Raw genomic sequence first — 16,920 nt, 5'->3', positions numbered from 1 at the left:
ACTTTATGACCTGTTTTTTTTGTAGGTTTGTACTTCTAAAAAAAAATAAAATATGAGTTCGGAGATTGCAAATTATATCGGTTATGCCGCTTCTTTTTTTGTGGTTTTAAGTTTTATATTAAAAGACATTAAGAAAATACGATTCATTAATCTAATTGGTTGCGTTTGTTTCGTTATTTATGGTATTTTCAATAATTATTTATGGCCAGTAATTATACCAAACGGAATACTTTGCGGCATTCAAGTGTACCATTTATTTAAAAAAAAATAGATCTAAATAGATGCATGTTTTAGTAAGCGTTTTTAATAATTTATATACGGATCAGCGCGTTGAAAAGGTATGTAGAACGCTTCTTAATGATGGTTTTGAAATAGAATTAATTGGAAATAATTGGACGGGATTGCCAGAAATGACCAGGCCATATCAATTTTCGAGACTTTCATTAAATTCAAAAAAATTACGTTTCGCTTACCTCGAATTTCAGTGGAAACTTTACAAAGAACTTTTAAAAAAATCAACCTCAAAAACGATTCTTTTAGCCAATGATTTGGATACTTTGTGGCCAAATTATTTAGTTTCAAAAAAATTAAAAATCCCTTTGGTTTATGATAGCCACGAGATTTTCACAGAAATGCCATCTTTAAATGGAAGATTTACAAAGAAAATCTGGAAATTTCTGGAAAGAAAATTAATGCCGAAAATTATTTATATGATGACGGCAAGCCAAAGTTATGCAGAATGGTTTCAAAAGGAATATCAAATAAAGCCATTTGTTGTGAGGAATTTTCCTATGAAAATTGGCGCAGACATTCCTTTTCCCGAAAATAATCCTAAAATTATTTTGTACCAAGGCGTTATAAATCCTTCCAGAGGTTTACAACACGTGATTGCCGCGATGGAATTTATAGATAATGCGGTTTTTAAAATAATAGGAGATGGGCCAAAACGCATGGAATTGGAGAATTTAGTTAAAGAAAAAAAGCTTCAAAATAAAGTACAGTTTTTAGGAAAAATGCTTCCAGATGAGATGCGGAAAATTACCAAAACGGCAGACGTTGGTTTGAGTGTAGAAGAAAATGGCGGCTTAAGTTATTTCTATTCTTTACCAAATAAAATTTCAGATTACATACAATCCAAAGTGCCTCTATTGATGAGTAACTTTCCAGAAATGATGCGCATTAAAAATGAGTTTAATGTTGGCGAAATTATTGAAAACCACAATCCTAAACATATTGCAGAACAACTAAAAATAGTCTTGCAAAAGGGTAGAAGTTATTATGAAGTCGAGTTAGAAAGGGCTTCAAAAACGCTTTGTTGGGAAAATGAAGCGCCCAAAATTCTGTTGCTTTTTAATAAAGTGAAAACAGAAAACTTTCCTACTTAAATTTCTTAACTTTGCGATATGACTATTAAAGAAAAACAAAACGAAATAGTAGAAGAATTTGCCTTCTTAGAAGATTGGGAGCAGAAATATGAGTATATCATAGATTTAGGAAAAGAACTAAAACCGCTGCCAGAGGACAAAAAAACAGAACAAAATTTAATAAAAGGTTGCCAGTCGCAAGTTTGGATAAATGCCCATTATGACGATGAGAAACTTTTTTTTGAAGCCGATTCTGACGGCATTTTGCCAAAAGGAATCGTTTCGCTATTAGTAAGCATTTACAGCGGACATTCTACAGATGAAATATTAAATTCAGATTTTGATTTTATTTCTGAAATTGGCTTGCAAGAATTTCTTTCACCATCCAGAGCCAACGGTTTGATGGCGATGACCAAGCAAATTAAGTTTTACGCTGTGGCATTTCAGTTAAAAAAATGACGCGCGTTTTAGCATATCGATTTTCGGCTTTTGGAGACGTCGCGATGACGGTTCCTGTCTTTCGTGAACTTTTAGAACAAAACGAAAATTTGGAAATTATTATGGTCACTCGTAAAAATTTCAAAGATTTGTTTCAAGATTTGCCACAAGTTATTTTTAAAGGCGTTAATCTCGAAGATTATAAAGGAATTCGCGGCATGAATCGCCTTTCTAAAGAACTTTTAAAAGAGTTTAAATTCGATTATATTGCAGATTTACACGATGTTATAAGGTCTAAAATGTTGGACGCGTTTTTCGCCAATCGAAATTTTAAAATATTTAAAATAAACAAAGGCAAAGAAGAAAAAGAACAACTTACCGACATTTGGAATTTAGAAAAAAGACAATTAAAATCTACTTTCGAGCGCTATGCAGATGTTTTTCGCGGCATTGGTTTTAACGTACAACTTTCTAACCAATACATCCAAACATCAGCAAAAAAAGAAGGCATCGGTTTTGCGCCTTTTGCACAGCACAAAGGCAAAATGCTACCACTTGAAAAATCTTTCGAAATAGCGAAAATATTAGCAAAAAAACATAAAATATATTTCTTTGGCGGGGGAAAAGAAGAAAAAGAAATTTTGCAAAATTGGTGTAATCAATTACCAAATACCGAAAATATTGCGGGAAAACTAAGTTTAAAAGAAGAATTAGAAATCATTAAAAGTTTAAATGTGATGATTTCTATGGATTCTGCCAACATGCATTTGGCCAGTTTGGTGGGCACAAGGTGTGTTTCTATTTGGGGTGCAACGCATCCTTTTGCGGGCTTTTTGGGTTATGGCCAATCTTATGAAGATGCCGTTCAGGTGAAAGATTTAACTTGCCGGCCTTGTTCTACTTTTGGCGATAAAGAATGTTTCCGTGGAGATTACGCTTGCTTGCATGAGTTTGATATTCAATGGCTTATCAATAAAATATAAAATTACATTTAAAAAGGTTGGAAATAAATATTTCTAAAATTTTAGTAGATTATACATGACTTTTAAAAACAATAGATAGCTTCAGATGAAAATTTCGGTTTGTATTCCAGTTTTTAATTTTGATGTTTCAAATTTGGTTTCAGATTTAAAATGTGAAATTGAAAAATCTAATTTAGATGCCGATATCATTTTAATTGACGATGCTTCTAACAAAGAATTTAGAGATAAAAACAAGCAATTAATCTCGCCAAATTGTTACTATATTCAATTGGATAAAAACCTTGGGCGATCTAAAATCAGAAATTTATTTCTAAATTATATTGCAACTGAATACTTGTTGTTTTTAGATTGCGATTGCGAAATCATCAAAGCCAATTTCATACAAAATTATTTAGATTTTATTAGGGTAAACCCTTTGGCAGAAGTGGTTTATGGCGGTAGAATTTTGCCTAAAGAGACACCAGAATCTCAATATTTATTGCGTTGGAAATTTGCACAACAGCGCGAAAATCTAAATTTGCAAGCAAGAAAATCTAAACCTTGGTTAAGTTTCCAGACCAATAATTTTTTAATAAAAAAGAATTTATTTAAAAAACATCAGTTTGATGAAAATTTCAACACTTATGGCTATGAAGATTTGCTGTTTGCATTAAATTTAAAAACAGAAAATATAAAAATTCATCATTTTGAAAACTCAGTTTTGAATATTGATTTGGAAACCAATACCCGATATTTAAAGAAAGTAGAAGAATCTATGGCAACGCTTGCAGAAATGCTTCAATCTCCGAAAAGCGCAAAAATGGCAAGCGAAATAAAGGTGGCAAAAGCCCATTCATTTCTAAAAAAATATGGTTTAAAAACTATTTTTAAACACATTTTTAAATCTCAAAAGACGAAATTAAAAAACACATTGTTAAACAATCCGCAATCTTTACGGAGTTTAGATTTTTATAAATTGGGTTTGCTATGTGAGAATTTGAAATGAGAAAGTCAGATTTTTGAGACAAATATTGTTTTGTAGTTCAGATTTAAAACTTAAAACTCTGGTTTTAATGTGTAAATTCCCACAATAAAATCGCTTTTGTTAGATTTTAAAAATTCGTCTTCGGTATTAAAAAGTTCTTCTAAAACTTGCTGTTTTTCCTTGTTTAAATGCACGAAATGATGCGCTATATCTTTTAATGTATTGGCAAGTAAATTATTTCCGTATTTTTTTTCTTCAATAATATTATAAAAATGGTGAATGGTTGGTAAAATATTCTCAGAATCTACACATTCTGATGGATCTGCAATATACATTCTTACCAAACCTGAGCCGTAATATTTGGTTTTAAGTAAATTGGTTTTATATATTTTTTTAAATTCTACCGGAATTTTTTTCAAAGCGTTGTTGATGCTTTTTATTTGAGTTTTATCAAAAAGCATTCTTTTTTTGCCCACATATTCATTTATGATTAAATATCCATTTTTTTTCAAAGTTTTATTAATAATTTTAGCAAAGAAATTGTGGATGTGATTAAAGTGGTGCAAAGAAGCGTGGAAAAAAACAAGATCGTACTCGTTTTCTAAAAAATGATAAGTAAGCGCATTTTCTGCAAAATAATGAATGTTTTGCAAGCCTTTTTTATCTGATATTTCTTTGGCTTGCTCTAGTAATTTGTTAGAAAAATCAAAACAATGAACTTCCCAATTAGGATTTAAAGTTGCCAATCTTATTTCGTGGCTGCAAACGCCAGAACCTAGAGCTAAAACTTTTAATTTTTTTTGATCAGAAAAATATTTTTTAGAAAAATATTCCTCGTAAGTGGTATTTTTATCGCCAGTTATCAAAAAATTCCACCGTTCTCGAACAGCAGGAATTAGCCAATAATTAGAAGACTCTACATCCTTTTCGTTAAAAGCACTTTTTGTGCGTTTACTTGAGTCAAGAGATAATTTGGAAAGCAAAAAACTAAAACCTCTTTGATGAAATTTTATATAAATATCTTTTAAATCTTCGGGTGTAAAAAGTCTCATAAATTAATTCTCTTAAAGCAAATTTAAGATTGTTTTTCTTAAATGTTGGAAATTATTACTTTGCAAATCTAAAGGCTGCGCAAAGTCTCCCTACTTTGAGTAAAAAATATGCAAATCCCGATGTCGCAGATATTGATCTCGCAGATTTGTAATCCGTGTTCGAAAAACTTGCTACAAATAAACTTTTTTTCTTACTTTTATTTAAGAAAATGTTATCAAAATTTAGAAAAGTAATAATTGATAATTTTTATAGGCGAACCATGTTTTTAATTCGTTACGGTTGCAAGTTCGCGACATCAGGTAGAAAAGATGCAAAAAAAATTATGACAAAATTTTATGGAAATGAAAATGGAGGAGAATAAAAATAAAATATTTATATTTTCAAAAGTTGCATTGATTTCTTTTATGGTCGGTTTTCTAGCTAACCTAATAATACTTTTGTTAATACAAAAATCTGAAATCAGAGGCATGAAAGATGTGCTAAATAGCACTTTAATTATCCCTTATGTAATCTTTATAACTTTTAAATTTTATGAAATCTTCATTAGTCCTTTCTTTCGAAAGGGTAAGGGAGGGAATTAAAGGCTTCCGGTGTCGCAGATATTGATCTCGCGGTTTTGCAATCCGTGTTCGAAAAACTTGCTACAAGTAAACTTTTTTTCTTACTTTTATTTAAGAAAATGTTATCAAAATTTAGAAAAGTAATAATTGATAATTTTTATAGGCGAAGCATGTTTTTAATTCGTTACGGTTGCAAGTTCGCGAAATCTGAAAACTAATTTAAATTAAAATGATAAAAAATTTAGTATTTAGCAGTACTCTTTTTGTATTTTTAGCATGTAACAATAGTTCTAAAGATCCAATTATTAATCAATTTATAAATAAACTAAATAATACTAATAGTGCTAAAGAATTTGTCTTGGAAAATTATAACGAAAAAAATAATGATATTAAAATAATTTATATTAAAATAGTTTCAGATTTATTACTTAATAGAAAAACCCTCAACATTAAAAAATATAGTAAAGTCGAGAATTATCAGTATAAACTTATTAATATGGCAGACTCAAATAAAGTTTATATAATTTCATATAAAAAGGAATCATTTTTAATAAAAGCTGAAAATAATAAAATAAAATATTTAATATCATTGAGAAAAGGAAATGAAGTTGTTGGTTGGCTATAAATAACCCCCGCTTCGCAAAGTTTGTAACTTTGAGCAACAATAAAAATAAAATAAACAAAAGCTTTTAAACAAAAAAAATCTCACATTTCTGCGAGATTTTTTTAAATATTGTGGGCCCTGAGGGATTCGAACCCCCGACCCTCTCGGTGTAAACGAGATGCTCTGAACCAACTGAGCTAAGAGCCCCACTATGTTTCCATTTTTGGTTTGGCAAAGATAGTAGAAAATTTTAATTCTGCAAACTATTTTCTAAAAATTCTCCCACCACGAAGTTACTTCCGCCAATATATAGAATTTCATCTTTTTTAATATTCTGTAAAGCAAACAAATACGCTTCGGATAGGCTTTGAAATATTTTGTAATTTATTTCATATTTTTTTAAATCAGCCTCGTATTCTTTCGGATTTCTGCCTCTTTCTAGGTTTGGCTTTATAAAATAATAGTCAGAATTTTTTGGTAAAATTTTTAAAATATCATCTAAAGCCTTGTCTTTTACAAAACCTAAAATCAAATGTTTCTTAGTTTTAAACCCTTCAAGTTGCTGAAAAACCATTTCTAAACCCGCTAAATTATGCGCCGTGTCTAAAATTGTTTTCGGGTTTTCTGAAAAAATGGTCCATCTTCCTAAAAATCCAGTGTTTTTTTGAACGTTTAATAATCCATTTTGAAGTGCTTCTTCAGGAATTTGAACATTTAGTTTTCGAAGATTCTGAACAATTCCCAAAACTACTTTTATGTTTTTTTCTTGATAGTTTCCTTTTAAATCAGATTTGTAAGCATTTGTGAGTTTTGTAGCATCAATAAATTCAGCGCTTTTCTCAATTGCTTTTTTCTTGAAAATTTCCAAAACTTCTGGGTTTTCAGTCCCAGATATGATCGGAATATTTTCCTTTATAATGCCGGCTTTCTCAAAGGCAATTTCTGAAACTGTATTTCCTAAAAGGTTTTGGTGGTCTTTATCGACGTTTGTTATGGCAGTAATTAAAGGTTTGATGATGTTTGTAGAATCTAACCTTCCGCCTAAACCGACTTCAATTACCGCAAAATCAACTTTATTTTCTTTAAAATATTCAAAAGCCATTATGGTCGTAAACTCGAAAAACGAAGGTTGAATTTCAGAAGGTATTTTTTTTAGTTTCTGAATAAAATTAAAGACAAATTCTTTATCACAATTTTCACCATTAATTTTAATTCTTTCTGTAAAATCCACCAAATGCGGCGAAGTGTAAAGTCCGGTTTTAAAACCTGCTTCTTGCAAAACCGAAGCCATCATATTGCTTGTTGAGCCTTTTCCGTTCGTTCCACCGATGTGAATCATTTTTAAACTTTCCTGTGGATTTCCAAAAAAATCACAAAGTTTTTTGATGTTTTCTAGTCCTGGTTTATAGGCGTTTTGTCCCTGCAATTGATAATTCGGAAGTTGTGCGAATAGCCAGTTTAGGTCTTTTTGGTATTGTTCTTCAGTAAACATTTTATATCAAAAATTTATTTTGCTAATTTATTAAAAATGACTTTGCTTTTTTAATTTTATTCATTTGAAATCGCCATGATTTACAAACTCAAACACCAATAAAGATTCAGCGATTGCAGATGACCTAGTAAAACAATAAAAATCTACATATGAAAGTAAAAAGATATTTAAGCGTTTAACAAAACGCAATTTTGTCATTCCGTAGGAATCTCTGCAGTTTAAATATTACAAGCCTAAATTCCTACGGAATGACAAAAATGTGTAAATACTGAAAAAATTAAATTTCGTCTGATTATGTAAATAATTTTCATTTTTGCGAAACCCGTAACTAGCCCTGATTGCAGTGGAAATCCTTTTTTATCCGCCGTGGCGGATAAAAAAGATTGTAACGAAAAGCAGGTTCCCGGCTTCTTATTTTAAAAAATCTAAATTCTAAATTTTATCTAAATTTCCCTATTTTTGCAGTCAATTTTATATTATGGCAAAGCAAGAAGATGTTTTTAAGAAAGTAGTTTCCCACGCGAAAGAATACGGTTTTATTTTTCCCTCAAGTGAGATTTATGACGGACTTTCTGCGATTTATGACTACGGACAAAATGGCGCAGAACTGAAAAATAACATCAAACAATATTGGTGGAAAGCAATGGTGCAGATGAATGAGAATATTGTCGGGATCGATTCTGCGATATTTATGCATCCCACAATTTGGAAGGCTTCTGGCCACGTTGATGCTTTTAATGATCCTTTGATTGACAATAAAGATTCTAAAAAACGTTTCCGCGCAGATGTTTTATTGGAAGATTATTGCGCAAAATTGGAAGATAAAGCCCAAAAAGAAATTGAAAAAGCGGCAAAAAGATTTGGCGACAGTTTTAATGAAGAAGAGTTTGTAAGCACAAATCCTAGAGTTTTAGAATACCGACAAAAACAAAAAACAATTCTGGAAAGGTTAGCGAAATCTTTGACAAACAATGATTTAGCGGATGTAAAATCCTTAATTGAAGAATTAGAAATCGCCGATCCAGACACAGGTTCTAAAAACTGGACGGAAGTTCGGCAGTTTAATTTGATGTTTGGGACAAAATTGGGCGCGGCTTCAGAATCTGCAACTGATCTTTATTTGCGTCCGGAAACGGCGCAGGGAATTTTTGTAAATTATTTGAATGTGCAAAAAACTTCTCGTCACAAATTGCCTTTCGGAATTGCTCAAATCGGGAAAGCCTTTAGAAATGAAATTGTTGCGAGACAGTTTATTTTTAGAATGCGTGAGTTTGAACAAATGGAAATGCAATATTTTGTACCACCTGGAACGGAACTTACTTTTTACGAAGAATGGAAACAAAAACGCTTGAACTGGCATTTGGCATTGGGTTTAGGAAATGAAAATTATAAATTCCACGATCACGAAAAACTGGCGCATTACGCAAATGCAGCCGCAGATATTGAGTTTAAATTTCCGTTTGGCTTTAAAGAATTAGAAGGAATTCATTCCAGAACAGATTTCGATTTATCAGCACACGAAAAATTTAGCGGAAAAAAATTACAATATTTTGATAACGAAAGAAACGAAAGTTATGTGCCTTATGTGGTAGAAACTTCCGTTGGATTAGACCGTTTATTTTTAGCAATTTTCTCAAATTCGTTGAAAGATGAGGTTTTGGAAGATGGTTCAGAAAGAACTGTTTTATCACTTCCGCCGGCTTTGGCGCCAGTAAAAGCAGCGATTTTACCTTTAATGAAAAAAGATGGTTTGGGCGAATATGCAGAAAAAATCTTCGATGATTTGAAATTTGATTTTAATTTAATTTACGAAGAAAAAGACAGCATCGGGAAACGTTATAGAAGAAATGATGCCATTGGAACGCCTTTCTGTATTACGATTGACCACGATTCTTTGGTTGATAATACTGTAACGATTCGCGATCGAGATACGATGAAACAGGAAAGAGTTGCCGTTGCAGATTTGCGAAGAATTATTGATGAAAAAGTGAATTTTAGAACGCTTTTGAGTCAGATTTAGAAATTTTGCTCATGGATCTGCACAGATTTTTTTAGTTAAATCCCGAACAAAGTTCGGGATTTTTTGGTTTAGAAATATTTTTAAATGAATAATATTCAATAGGAACGGGCTTTAGCCCGTTTTAATTTTGATTTAAGACATTGGCTTTAGCCAAATCCTAAGATGAAAAAGTAAATTTTAGAACGCTTTTGAGTCAGATTTAGTTTCACGAATTTTCACAGATATTTTTAATTAAATCCTGAATATCTTCAGGATTCTTTTTGATTTTTTTTCTCGCAGGTTTTCCAGGTTTTCCAGATTTTTTTTATTTTTCTGTATTAAATCTGCGTTATCTGCAAAATCAGCGAGAAGATTATTTTTAAGTTTGTCTAAATCATTATGATAAGATTTTTATCATTATAAATCAACAATCTTCCGAGAAAATATTTCGTAAATTTGAATCGTTCTAAATAGCCTAAAATAAAAATATTCCTAACAATGAAATTAAAATTATTCTTTTTATTCGTCGTTTTAAATTTAGTTTCATGCAGTTTTTTTCAAAATTCAATAGAGTACTCAGAAACTTCCAAAAAATTTATGAATACACTTATAAATAAAGGTGTAGATGAAAGTATTCCTTATTTCGCTTTAGAAAGCAATGGAAAACCAGCCAATATTGCGGAAATGAAAAATGGCTTGTCAGATTTTAGACAAAATTTTATAATGTATTTTGGGAAAGATGTAGAATACAATTTTATCACCGCTCAAAAGAAAATTTCAACGAACAAGCAAAATAGCACGCCACCAAATACTACAATCGTTTTGTTGCAATTTAAAAATCAAAAAGAATTTGGCGTTTTGCAATTTTTATTTGATGATAATACCAAGAAGATTTTGAACTTTTTGCCATTAGAAGTAAAAAATCCTATTCCGAATATGGTGATATTTTATGTTATTGGATTACTTGGAATAATAATTCCAATCTTCAATGTTTATGTAATCAATAGAATCAGAAAAAGCAATTTGAAAAGAAAGTGGCTAAAATATATAGCCATAATTCTGTTAAATTTTCCGACTATAATTTATAATGCGGTAGCAGGATTTAGTTTTAAAATAGTTCAATTTACTTTTCTGGGATTTGGATTTTCGACGATGGGTTATTTGAATTCAACTATAAATTTGGGGATTCCTTTAGCCGGTTTATATTGGTTCTGGAAACTTAAAAAGTTGAAAAATGAAAAATTAATTCAGCCAGAAGACGATTTATCACAAATAAGCCCAGAATTAGTTTAATTTCTAATGTCATATTTCAATAAGTAATTATATAATCTCATAAAATGTTAGATTTACAACATATCAGAAGCCAGTTTCCAATTCTGAATCAGCAAGTTAACGGTAAACCTTTGGTTTATTTAGATAACGCGGCCACGTCCCAAAAACCACTTTCTGTTTTAACCACTTTGGAAAAATATTACACGGAAATCAACGCCAATGTTCACCGTGGCATTCATACTTTGAGCCAATTAGCGACAACGGAAATGGAACTTGCGCGCCAAAAAATTCAGAAATTCATTAATGCAAAAAATGACTACGAAGTTATTTTCACAAAAGGAACAACGGAAGGTATTAATCTGGTTGCGTACGCTTTAGGAAATTCTAACTGGGTAAAAAAAGACGATGAAATTATCATTTCTTATCTGGAACACCATTCGAATATTGTTCCGTGGCAAATGCTTTGTGAACGGACTGGCGCAAAATTACGCGTGATCCCGATGGATGAAAACGGCGTTTTGCAAATTGATGTTTTAGATGAATGGTTGTCTGAAAAAACAAAAATTGTCTCTGTTAATCAGGTTTCTAATGCTTTGGGCGTGATTAATCCGATTGAAGAAATTATTAAAAAAGTCAGAAAAAATTCTTCCGCTTATATTTTAATTGACGGCGCGCAATCTGTCGTTCATTTTGAAATTGATGTTCAAAAAATGGATTGTGATTTTTTCGTGTTTTCTGGGCATAAAATTTATGCGCCGATGGGCACGGGAATTCTTTATGGGAAAGAAGAAGTTTTAGAAAAATTGCAGCCTTTTCACGGCGGTGGCGAAATGATTTCAATCTGCACGTTTGAAAAAACCACTTACGCTGGTTTGCCGTTTAAATTTGAAGCCGGAACGCCCAATGTTGGTGGAAATATCGCGCTCGGTGCAGCTATTGATTTTATGAATAAAATCGGCATTCTCAATATTCAAAAGCATGAAAATGAACTTTTAGAATATGGCCAGAAAAAATTATTGGAAATAGATGGTTTAAAAATTTACGGTGAAAAAGCCAAAAGAACGGGCGTAATTTCTTTTAATTTGGAAGGAATTGGCATTGCTTCAGATGTCGGAATGATTTTGGACAAACTCGGAATTGCCGTGAGAACCGGCCATCATTGCACGCAACCGATTATGAACTTTTTTAATATTGCAGGAACGGTTCGCGCGAGTTTTGCGGTTTATAATACTTTTGAAGAGGTTGATGTTTTGGTGGAAGGTGTGAGAAAAGCGCAAAAGATGCTTTCTTAATTTAAATACATAAAATTAATTTTCTTTAGAAATAGAAGTGATGTCGCAAAAAGTGAAATAATTGCTGCTGAAATTGATGTTACAATGAAATCGCCAATCATTAAATTTTTCTTAAGCAAAATTCTAATTAAAAATATTATTGAAGTTAAAAGCAAGAATATTAGCCAATATTTTAAATCTATTTTCTTCGAAATAATTAATTGTTGAGGCATTTTAAAAATTGCAAAAACGATTGCAGTTCCGCCAAATACACCGCTTCCGTGCTGTAGAATTTTAAAAAGAGGAATTTGTTTCCCAAAAAGAAAAACGCTGTTTTTTAAAGTTGGAATCATTTCTACAAAATATCCCGACGAATGGGTGAAACTGTCCCAAAATAAATGTGAACTTGCACCAATTAAAACTGAAATTATCACAATAAGCCAGTTGTTTTTAAAATAATTATTCCAGTCAAAATCTTCAAATTTCAAAAATCTTGATTTCAAAAATGAAGGTAAGTTTTCAAAAAATTTATTTCTGACAATATCATGAAAAATAAAAGCCAATAAGATTCCCAATGGTAAATCAAACCAAAACAATCCACTAATTGTGTGACTGTAATTACTTTGAACTTTCATTCTCAGAAAATATTCAAAATCCGGCGTAAGACTTCCGATTACAAGACCAGTCAGAGAAAACCATTTTCCAGGCAAATATTTTAAAGGTAAAACTATTGCGGGATGAGAAAATGTAAATGGCATTCTGTAAAATTTTAGAAATTACCCCTTCCAATCCACCACCGCTCTAATAAACGCTTCCGCGTTTTCCAAAGGAATATTCGGCAAAATTCCGTGGCCGAGATTGGCGATATATTTGTCTTTTCCAAAACGGTTTATCATTTCGGTTACCATTTTTTTAATCGTTTCCGGCGGCGACAATAATCTTGACGGATCAAAATTTCCCTGTAAAGTGATATTATTTCCGGTTAATTTTCTTGCATTTTCTGGCGTAATCGTCCAATCTACGCCCAAAGCAGAGGCTTTGGACAAAGTCATTTCTTCCAACGCAAACCAACATCCTTTTCCAAAAACGACAACAGGCGAAAGATCCGCAAGTGCTTCTACAATTTGATTAATGTAAGGCCAAGAAAATTCCTGATAATCTTGCGGCGACAACATTCCGCCCCAAGAATCAAAAACCTGAACGGCAGAAACGCCTTTTTCAACTTTTCTTTTTAAATAAGCAATCGTGGTATCTGTAATTTTTTGTAATAATAAATGCGCCGCTTCAGGATTTTGAAAACAAAATGCTTTAGCAGTATCAAATGTTTTGCTGCCTTTTCCTTCTACGCAATAACACAAAATCGTCCACGGACTTCCCGCAAATCCAATTAATGGAATATCGTTATTTAATTTAATTAAAGTCAATTCAATCGCATCAAAAACATAGCCCAAAGTATCATCAACACTAGGAACTTCAATATTTTGAACCTGTTCTAAAGTTCTGATCGGATTTTCTAACCAAGGTCCCACATTTTCGCGCATTTCAAAATTCATTCCCATCGCTTGGGGAATCACCAAAATATCAGAAAATAAAATAGCGGCGTCTAAAGGATATCGTTTTATCGGCATTAAAGTAATATCAGAAGCAAGTTCTGGCGTTTGACAACGTGTAAAGAAATCGTAATTATCGCGTAATGCGCGAAATTCTGGTAGAAATCTTCCTGCTTGTCGCATCATCCAAACTGGTGGTCTTTCTACAGTTTCTCCTTTTAATGCTCTTAAATATAAGTCGTTTTTTATCATAATTTATTAAGCATTATTTGCTTCAAATTTATTGTTAATCAGCAAAAGCAAAGATTTTAAACTCTGCTCTTTACTGGTGTTTATCTCTTGTTGCGTCAGTTTTTTTATTTCTGCGGAAGTGGTTTCGCCAATCGAAAAGAGTGTGCAATTTTCCAAAGAATTATGTTTTGCAAAACTACGAACTCCGCTTGGACTAAAAAAAACTATAGCATCAAATTTCTGCTCTATTTTAGGATACAACAAGTTGGTTTCATAAGATACTATTTTTTTGTATTTAACGTTTTGTAGTGGTAAATTTTTATCAAAAATATCTAAACCCAAATTTCCGCAAAAGTGTAAAAAATCTTCTCCGCTACTTTTTTCAAGAATAAAGTCGCGAAGGTCTTTTGCGCTTTTTTTTGTTTTAAAAACACCAAAGCCATAAGATTTTACTTTTAATTTGGTTTTCTTGCCTACACAATAAATTTTATTGTAAGGCTTAATGGCAAAATTTTCTTTGGGTGAAAATTGATTTTTAAAAAAGGCTTCTACACCATTTACACTACTGAAAATGAGTGATTTATTCCCCAGAGGAAATGGTTTTAATGTTCTAATTTTAAAATGCAATACGTCTAGAAAATGCGGCTCAATTTCTTTATTTAAGGCGTTTTCTAATGCTTTTGCACTTATTTTTTTAGTGAACAGAATTGTCATTAAATACCAATTTCTTTGATGAAAATTATTGTTTTTTTGCCCAATTTTCCATCTTCCTATCCAAAACATCTAAAGGCAAACAACCTTGGCTCAAAACTTCATCGTGAAATTTGGCAAGATTAAATTTATTGCCTAAAGATTTTGTGTATTTTGTGCGCAATTCGCGGATTTTTAATGCACCAATTTTATAACTTAAGGCTTGCCCGGGCATTGCCATATACCGTTCTACTTCTGCCGTTGCACCCGCTTCATCATAAGATACATTATCTAAAAAATATTTTATGGCTTGTTCGCGCGTCATTTTCCCGGTGTGTATTCCGGTGTCAATTACTAAACGAACCGCGCGCAACATTTGATCGCTCAAATAGCCCAATTTTTGGTACGGATCTTTATAAAGTCCTAATTCTGGGCCTAAAGTTTCACAGTAATGCGCCCAACCTTCGCCATAAGCACCGAGCCAACCAAAACGCATAAATTTTGGCAATTTTGTATTTTCTTGCTGTAAAGATATTTGGTAATGATGACCGGGAATGGCTTCGTGAAGAAACAAAGATTCCATACCAGACGTCACATTAAATTTCGTGGGATCAGGAATTGGAATATAGAAAATACCAGGTCTTTTTCCGTCTGGCGTTCCTTGCATGTATTCTGCGCTTGCGCTTGCTTCACGAAACTTTTCGGTTTGGCGAATTTCAAATGGTGTTTTTGGTGTTACATTAAACATCGTTTTTAAACCCGGTGTAATTTTTTTTAAAATGCCATTGAAAGCAGCGATAATTTCTTTGCTGGTTTTGTAAGGCATTGCTTTTTTATCATTTTTTTCAAAGTTTAAAAATTGCTCTAAAGTGCCTTTAAAGCCGACTTGGTCTTTCACTTTTTCCATTTCGGCGCGCAACATTGCCACTTGTTCTAGTCCTAATTTATTAATTTCTTCAGGCGTTTTTTGTGTTGTTGTCCAACTTTTTACGTAATAACTATAAATAGCGCTTCCGTTTGGTAATCCGTTGTAACCGTCTGTATTTCTTGCTTTTGGCAAATATTCTTTTTCTAAAAAATCGGCCATTTTGGTATAAGATGGAATTATTTTAGATTTTATATTTTCTTGAAAAAGTTTCGCATATTTATTTTTTTCTATAGTTGAAAAGTCTTTAGGCGAATTTTTTATAGGTCCATAAAAAATATTTTTTTGCATATCTGTGCTGGTAATTTCTGCTGCGCGCAACTGCGGAATCATTTTCAGTACTAATTTTTTGGGCAAAACGAATCCTATTTTTTCACCTTCGCGGAAATTGCTTTGTGCAGAATCCATCCAAACGGCGAAAAGATCCATTCTTTTTAACCAATTATCATAATCTTTGGCGTTTTTAAAAGGCTGGTTTCCTTCGCCACTGCCCAAAAGTGGAAATTGCAATGGCAAACCATCAAATTGTGTGAAGGGAATGAGTTCTGGATGATAAGCAAAACTTTCAATTTTATCTTTAATTTCATAATCTAAAACATCAAAAACCACTTTCTTATCATCAGATAAAGCCGCGTAATCTACATTTTTTAGTTCTTTTTGATATTTAGAATAAAGATTTATTTCTTTGGAAATCTGTTCTTTAGAAATTGAAATCGGCAGCAAATCATTATATCTATTGTCGCCCTGCGCCGTTGCTTCTAAAGGATGAAGTTGTAAATAATCTTCATAATAATTAGCAGCAATACTATCAATAGAAGCGGAGGAATCTGTTTTTTGAGTCGTGTTTTCCTTCTTGTTGCAATTTGTTAGTAGAGAGAAAATCATCAAATAAAAAAAGTATTTTAGAGCAGTTTTTAACATAAAATTTTATTTTTACACAAAAGTAATCATTTTATAATCTTAAACTTAATGCAAGGAAAAAATAAAATTGCGCTCTATTTCAATCTATTTTTTATCTTTGTGATATAACTTTTAACTAATTATCTACCATTTTGAAAACAATGAAAGGGATTTTGAAAATCTATCACCCAGAAGAAACCCTTAAATACCATCTGAAAAACACTTACTGCAAAGCGGTTTATCTTAATAGTGAAAATTTTTTGGAAGTTGAAATTATTTCAGATGACGATTTAGACCACGTTGAAGACGATTCTTTGCAGTATCAATTTCCACAAATTGCTTTTAATATTTCTGAATTTCCGATTGATTCTAAAAAATTGGCGGGCAAAACGTTTGAAGTAAATGAGGAAGTTTACACAGATGTTGATCTTTTTGATGATGAAGAAGCCTATATTTCAGACAATTCTTTGAAATTTGAAAATGATGAAAACGGCGAACTTACCTTATTTTGGAAAGGAAATATTACTGATTTTTATACCGGGACGGAAGAATTAATTCCTTTTAAATTAAAATGCCACTTTAAGGCAGATGAAATTGAGATAGAGGACTAACAATTCACGGTTT

The 16,920-nt window shown here is 31.8% G+C and carries 16 protein-coding genes and 1 tRNA gene; 10 read left to right on the top strand and 7 right to left on the bottom strand.

Annotation, left to right across the window (positions count from 1 at the left end):
- Window positions 1–52: 52 nt before the first annotated feature.
- The 5 genes from C4S29_RS07585 (at window position 53) to C4S29_RS07565 (ending at window position 3,770) form a co-directional block, all read left to right on the top strand.
- A complete protein-coding gene (locus C4S29_RS07585) occupies window positions 53–271 on the top strand; it encodes a uroporphyrinogen decarboxylase (protein WP_103913546.1) in 219 nt (72 codons plus the stop codon).
- Between the two features lie 10 nt (window positions 272–281).
- Window positions 282–1,385 (top strand): glycosyltransferase, encoded by a 1,104-nt coding sequence (locus C4S29_RS07580; RefSeq protein WP_103913545.1) that lies wholly within the window; start codon window positions 282–284, stop codon window positions 1,383–1,385.
- A gap of 18 nt (window positions 1,386–1,403) precedes the next feature.
- Window positions 1,404–1,823, top strand: a complete 420-nt coding sequence (locus tag C4S29_RS07575) for a SufE family protein (protein WP_103913544.1) — start codon at window positions 1,404–1,406, stop codon at window positions 1,821–1,823.
- Complete coding sequence (locus tag C4S29_RS07570; RefSeq protein ID WP_103913543.1) at window positions 1,820–2,785, top strand: glycosyltransferase family 9 protein; 966 nt, start codon at window positions 1,820–1,822, stop codon at window positions 2,783–2,785. The genes C4S29_RS07575 and C4S29_RS07570 overlap by 4 nt, the downstream gene beginning before the upstream one ends.
- A gap of 85 nt (window positions 2,786–2,870) precedes the next feature.
- Window positions 2,871–3,770 (top strand): glycosyltransferase family 2 protein, encoded by a 900-nt coding sequence (locus tag C4S29_RS07565; protein ID WP_103913542.1) that lies wholly within the window; start codon window positions 2,871–2,873, stop codon window positions 3,768–3,770.
- Window positions 3,771–3,820: 50 nt separating this feature from the next.
- On the opposite strand, the gene C4S29_RS07560 is transcribed toward C4S29_RS07565, so the two are convergent.
- Window positions 3,821–4,801 (bottom strand): class I SAM-dependent methyltransferase, encoded by a 981-nt coding sequence (locus tag C4S29_RS07560; protein WP_103913541.1) that lies wholly within the window; start codon window positions 4,799–4,801, stop codon window positions 3,821–3,823.
- Between the two features lie 790 nt (window positions 4,802–5,591).
- On the opposite strand from C4S29_RS07560, the gene C4S29_RS07545 reads away from it, so the two are divergent.
- Window positions 5,592–5,987, top strand: a complete 396-nt coding sequence (locus C4S29_RS07545; protein ID WP_103913538.1) for a hypothetical protein — start codon at window positions 5,592–5,594, stop codon at window positions 5,985–5,987.
- Window positions 5,988–6,098: 111 nt separating this feature from the next.
- Here the strand turns inward: C4S29_RS07545 and C4S29_RS07540 are convergent.
- A tRNA-Val gene (locus C4S29_RS07540) sits at window positions 6,099–6,173 on the bottom strand.
- 43 nt (window positions 6,174–6,216) lie between these two features.
- Window positions 6,217–7,458 (bottom strand): bifunctional folylpolyglutamate synthase/dihydrofolate synthase, encoded by a 1,242-nt coding sequence (locus C4S29_RS07535; protein WP_103913537.1) that lies wholly within the window; start codon window positions 7,456–7,458, stop codon window positions 6,217–6,219.
- A 478-nt stretch (window positions 7,459–7,936) separates the two neighbouring features.
- On the opposite strand from C4S29_RS07535, the gene C4S29_RS07530 reads away from it, so the two are divergent.
- The 3 genes from C4S29_RS07530 to C4S29_RS07520 all read left to right on the top strand — a co-directional run bounded on the left by C4S29_RS07530 (window position 7,937) and on the right by C4S29_RS07520 (window position 12,021).
- Window positions 7,937–9,478 carry a glycine--tRNA ligase gene (locus tag C4S29_RS07530; protein ID WP_103913536.1) on the top strand — a complete coding sequence of 514 codons (1,542 nt, stop codon included), beginning with the start codon at window positions 7,937–7,939 and terminating at the stop codon, window positions 9,476–9,478.
- Between the two features lie 576 nt (window positions 9,479–10,054).
- Entirely contained in the window at window positions 10,055–10,750 is a 696-nt protein-coding gene (locus C4S29_RS07525) for a hypothetical protein (RefSeq protein WP_146063279.1), read from the top strand.
- A gap of 44 nt (window positions 10,751–10,794) precedes the next feature.
- Window positions 10,795–12,021: a cysteine desulfurase gene (locus C4S29_RS07520; RefSeq protein WP_103913534.1), complete on the top strand. Its 1,227-nt coding sequence runs from the start codon at window positions 10,795–10,797 to the stop codon at window positions 12,019–12,021.
- Here C4S29_RS07520 and C4S29_RS07515 read toward each other — a convergent pair.
- The 4 genes from C4S29_RS07515 to C4S29_RS07500 are packed head-to-tail and all read right to left on the bottom strand — an operon-like array spanning window position 12,018 to window position 16,281.
- The gene (locus tag C4S29_RS07515) at window positions 12,018–12,758 is read right to left on the bottom strand and encodes a DUF4184 family protein (protein ID WP_103913533.1); all 741 of its coding nucleotides are present in this window, start codon (window positions 12,756–12,758) and stop codon (window positions 12,018–12,020) included. The genes C4S29_RS07520 and C4S29_RS07515 overlap by 4 nt on opposite strands.
- 18 nt (window positions 12,759–12,776) lie before the next feature.
- On the bottom strand, window positions 12,777–13,802 hold the full coding sequence (hemE, locus tag C4S29_RS07510) for a uroporphyrinogen decarboxylase (RefSeq protein WP_103913532.1): 1,026 nt from the start codon (window positions 13,800–13,802) through the stop codon (window positions 12,777–12,779).
- Window positions 13,803–13,808: 6 nt separating this feature from the next.
- Window positions 13,809–14,495 (bottom strand): uroporphyrinogen-III synthase, encoded by a 687-nt coding sequence (locus C4S29_RS07505; protein WP_185116954.1) that lies wholly within the window; start codon window positions 14,493–14,495, stop codon window positions 13,809–13,811.
- A 25-nt stretch (window positions 14,496–14,520) separates the two neighbouring features.
- Entirely contained in the window at window positions 14,521–16,281 is a 1,761-nt protein-coding gene (locus tag C4S29_RS07500) for a DUF885 domain-containing protein (RefSeq protein ID WP_233740523.1), read from the bottom strand.
- Window positions 16,282–16,457: 176 nt separating this feature from the next.
- Between C4S29_RS07500 and C4S29_RS07495 the strand changes: the two genes are divergently transcribed.
- Window positions 16,458–16,907, top strand: a complete 450-nt coding sequence (locus tag C4S29_RS07495) for a hypothetical protein (protein WP_103913529.1) — start codon at window positions 16,458–16,460, stop codon at window positions 16,905–16,907.
- Window positions 16,908–16,920: the final 13 nt, after the last annotated feature.

The sequence above is a fragment of the Halpernia humi genome (assembly GCF_900108025.1).
GTDB lineage: Bacteria > Bacteroidota > Bacteroidia > Flavobacteriales > Weeksellaceae > Halpernia > Halpernia humi.
This window is presented reverse-complemented; position numbering and strand designations above follow the sequence as displayed.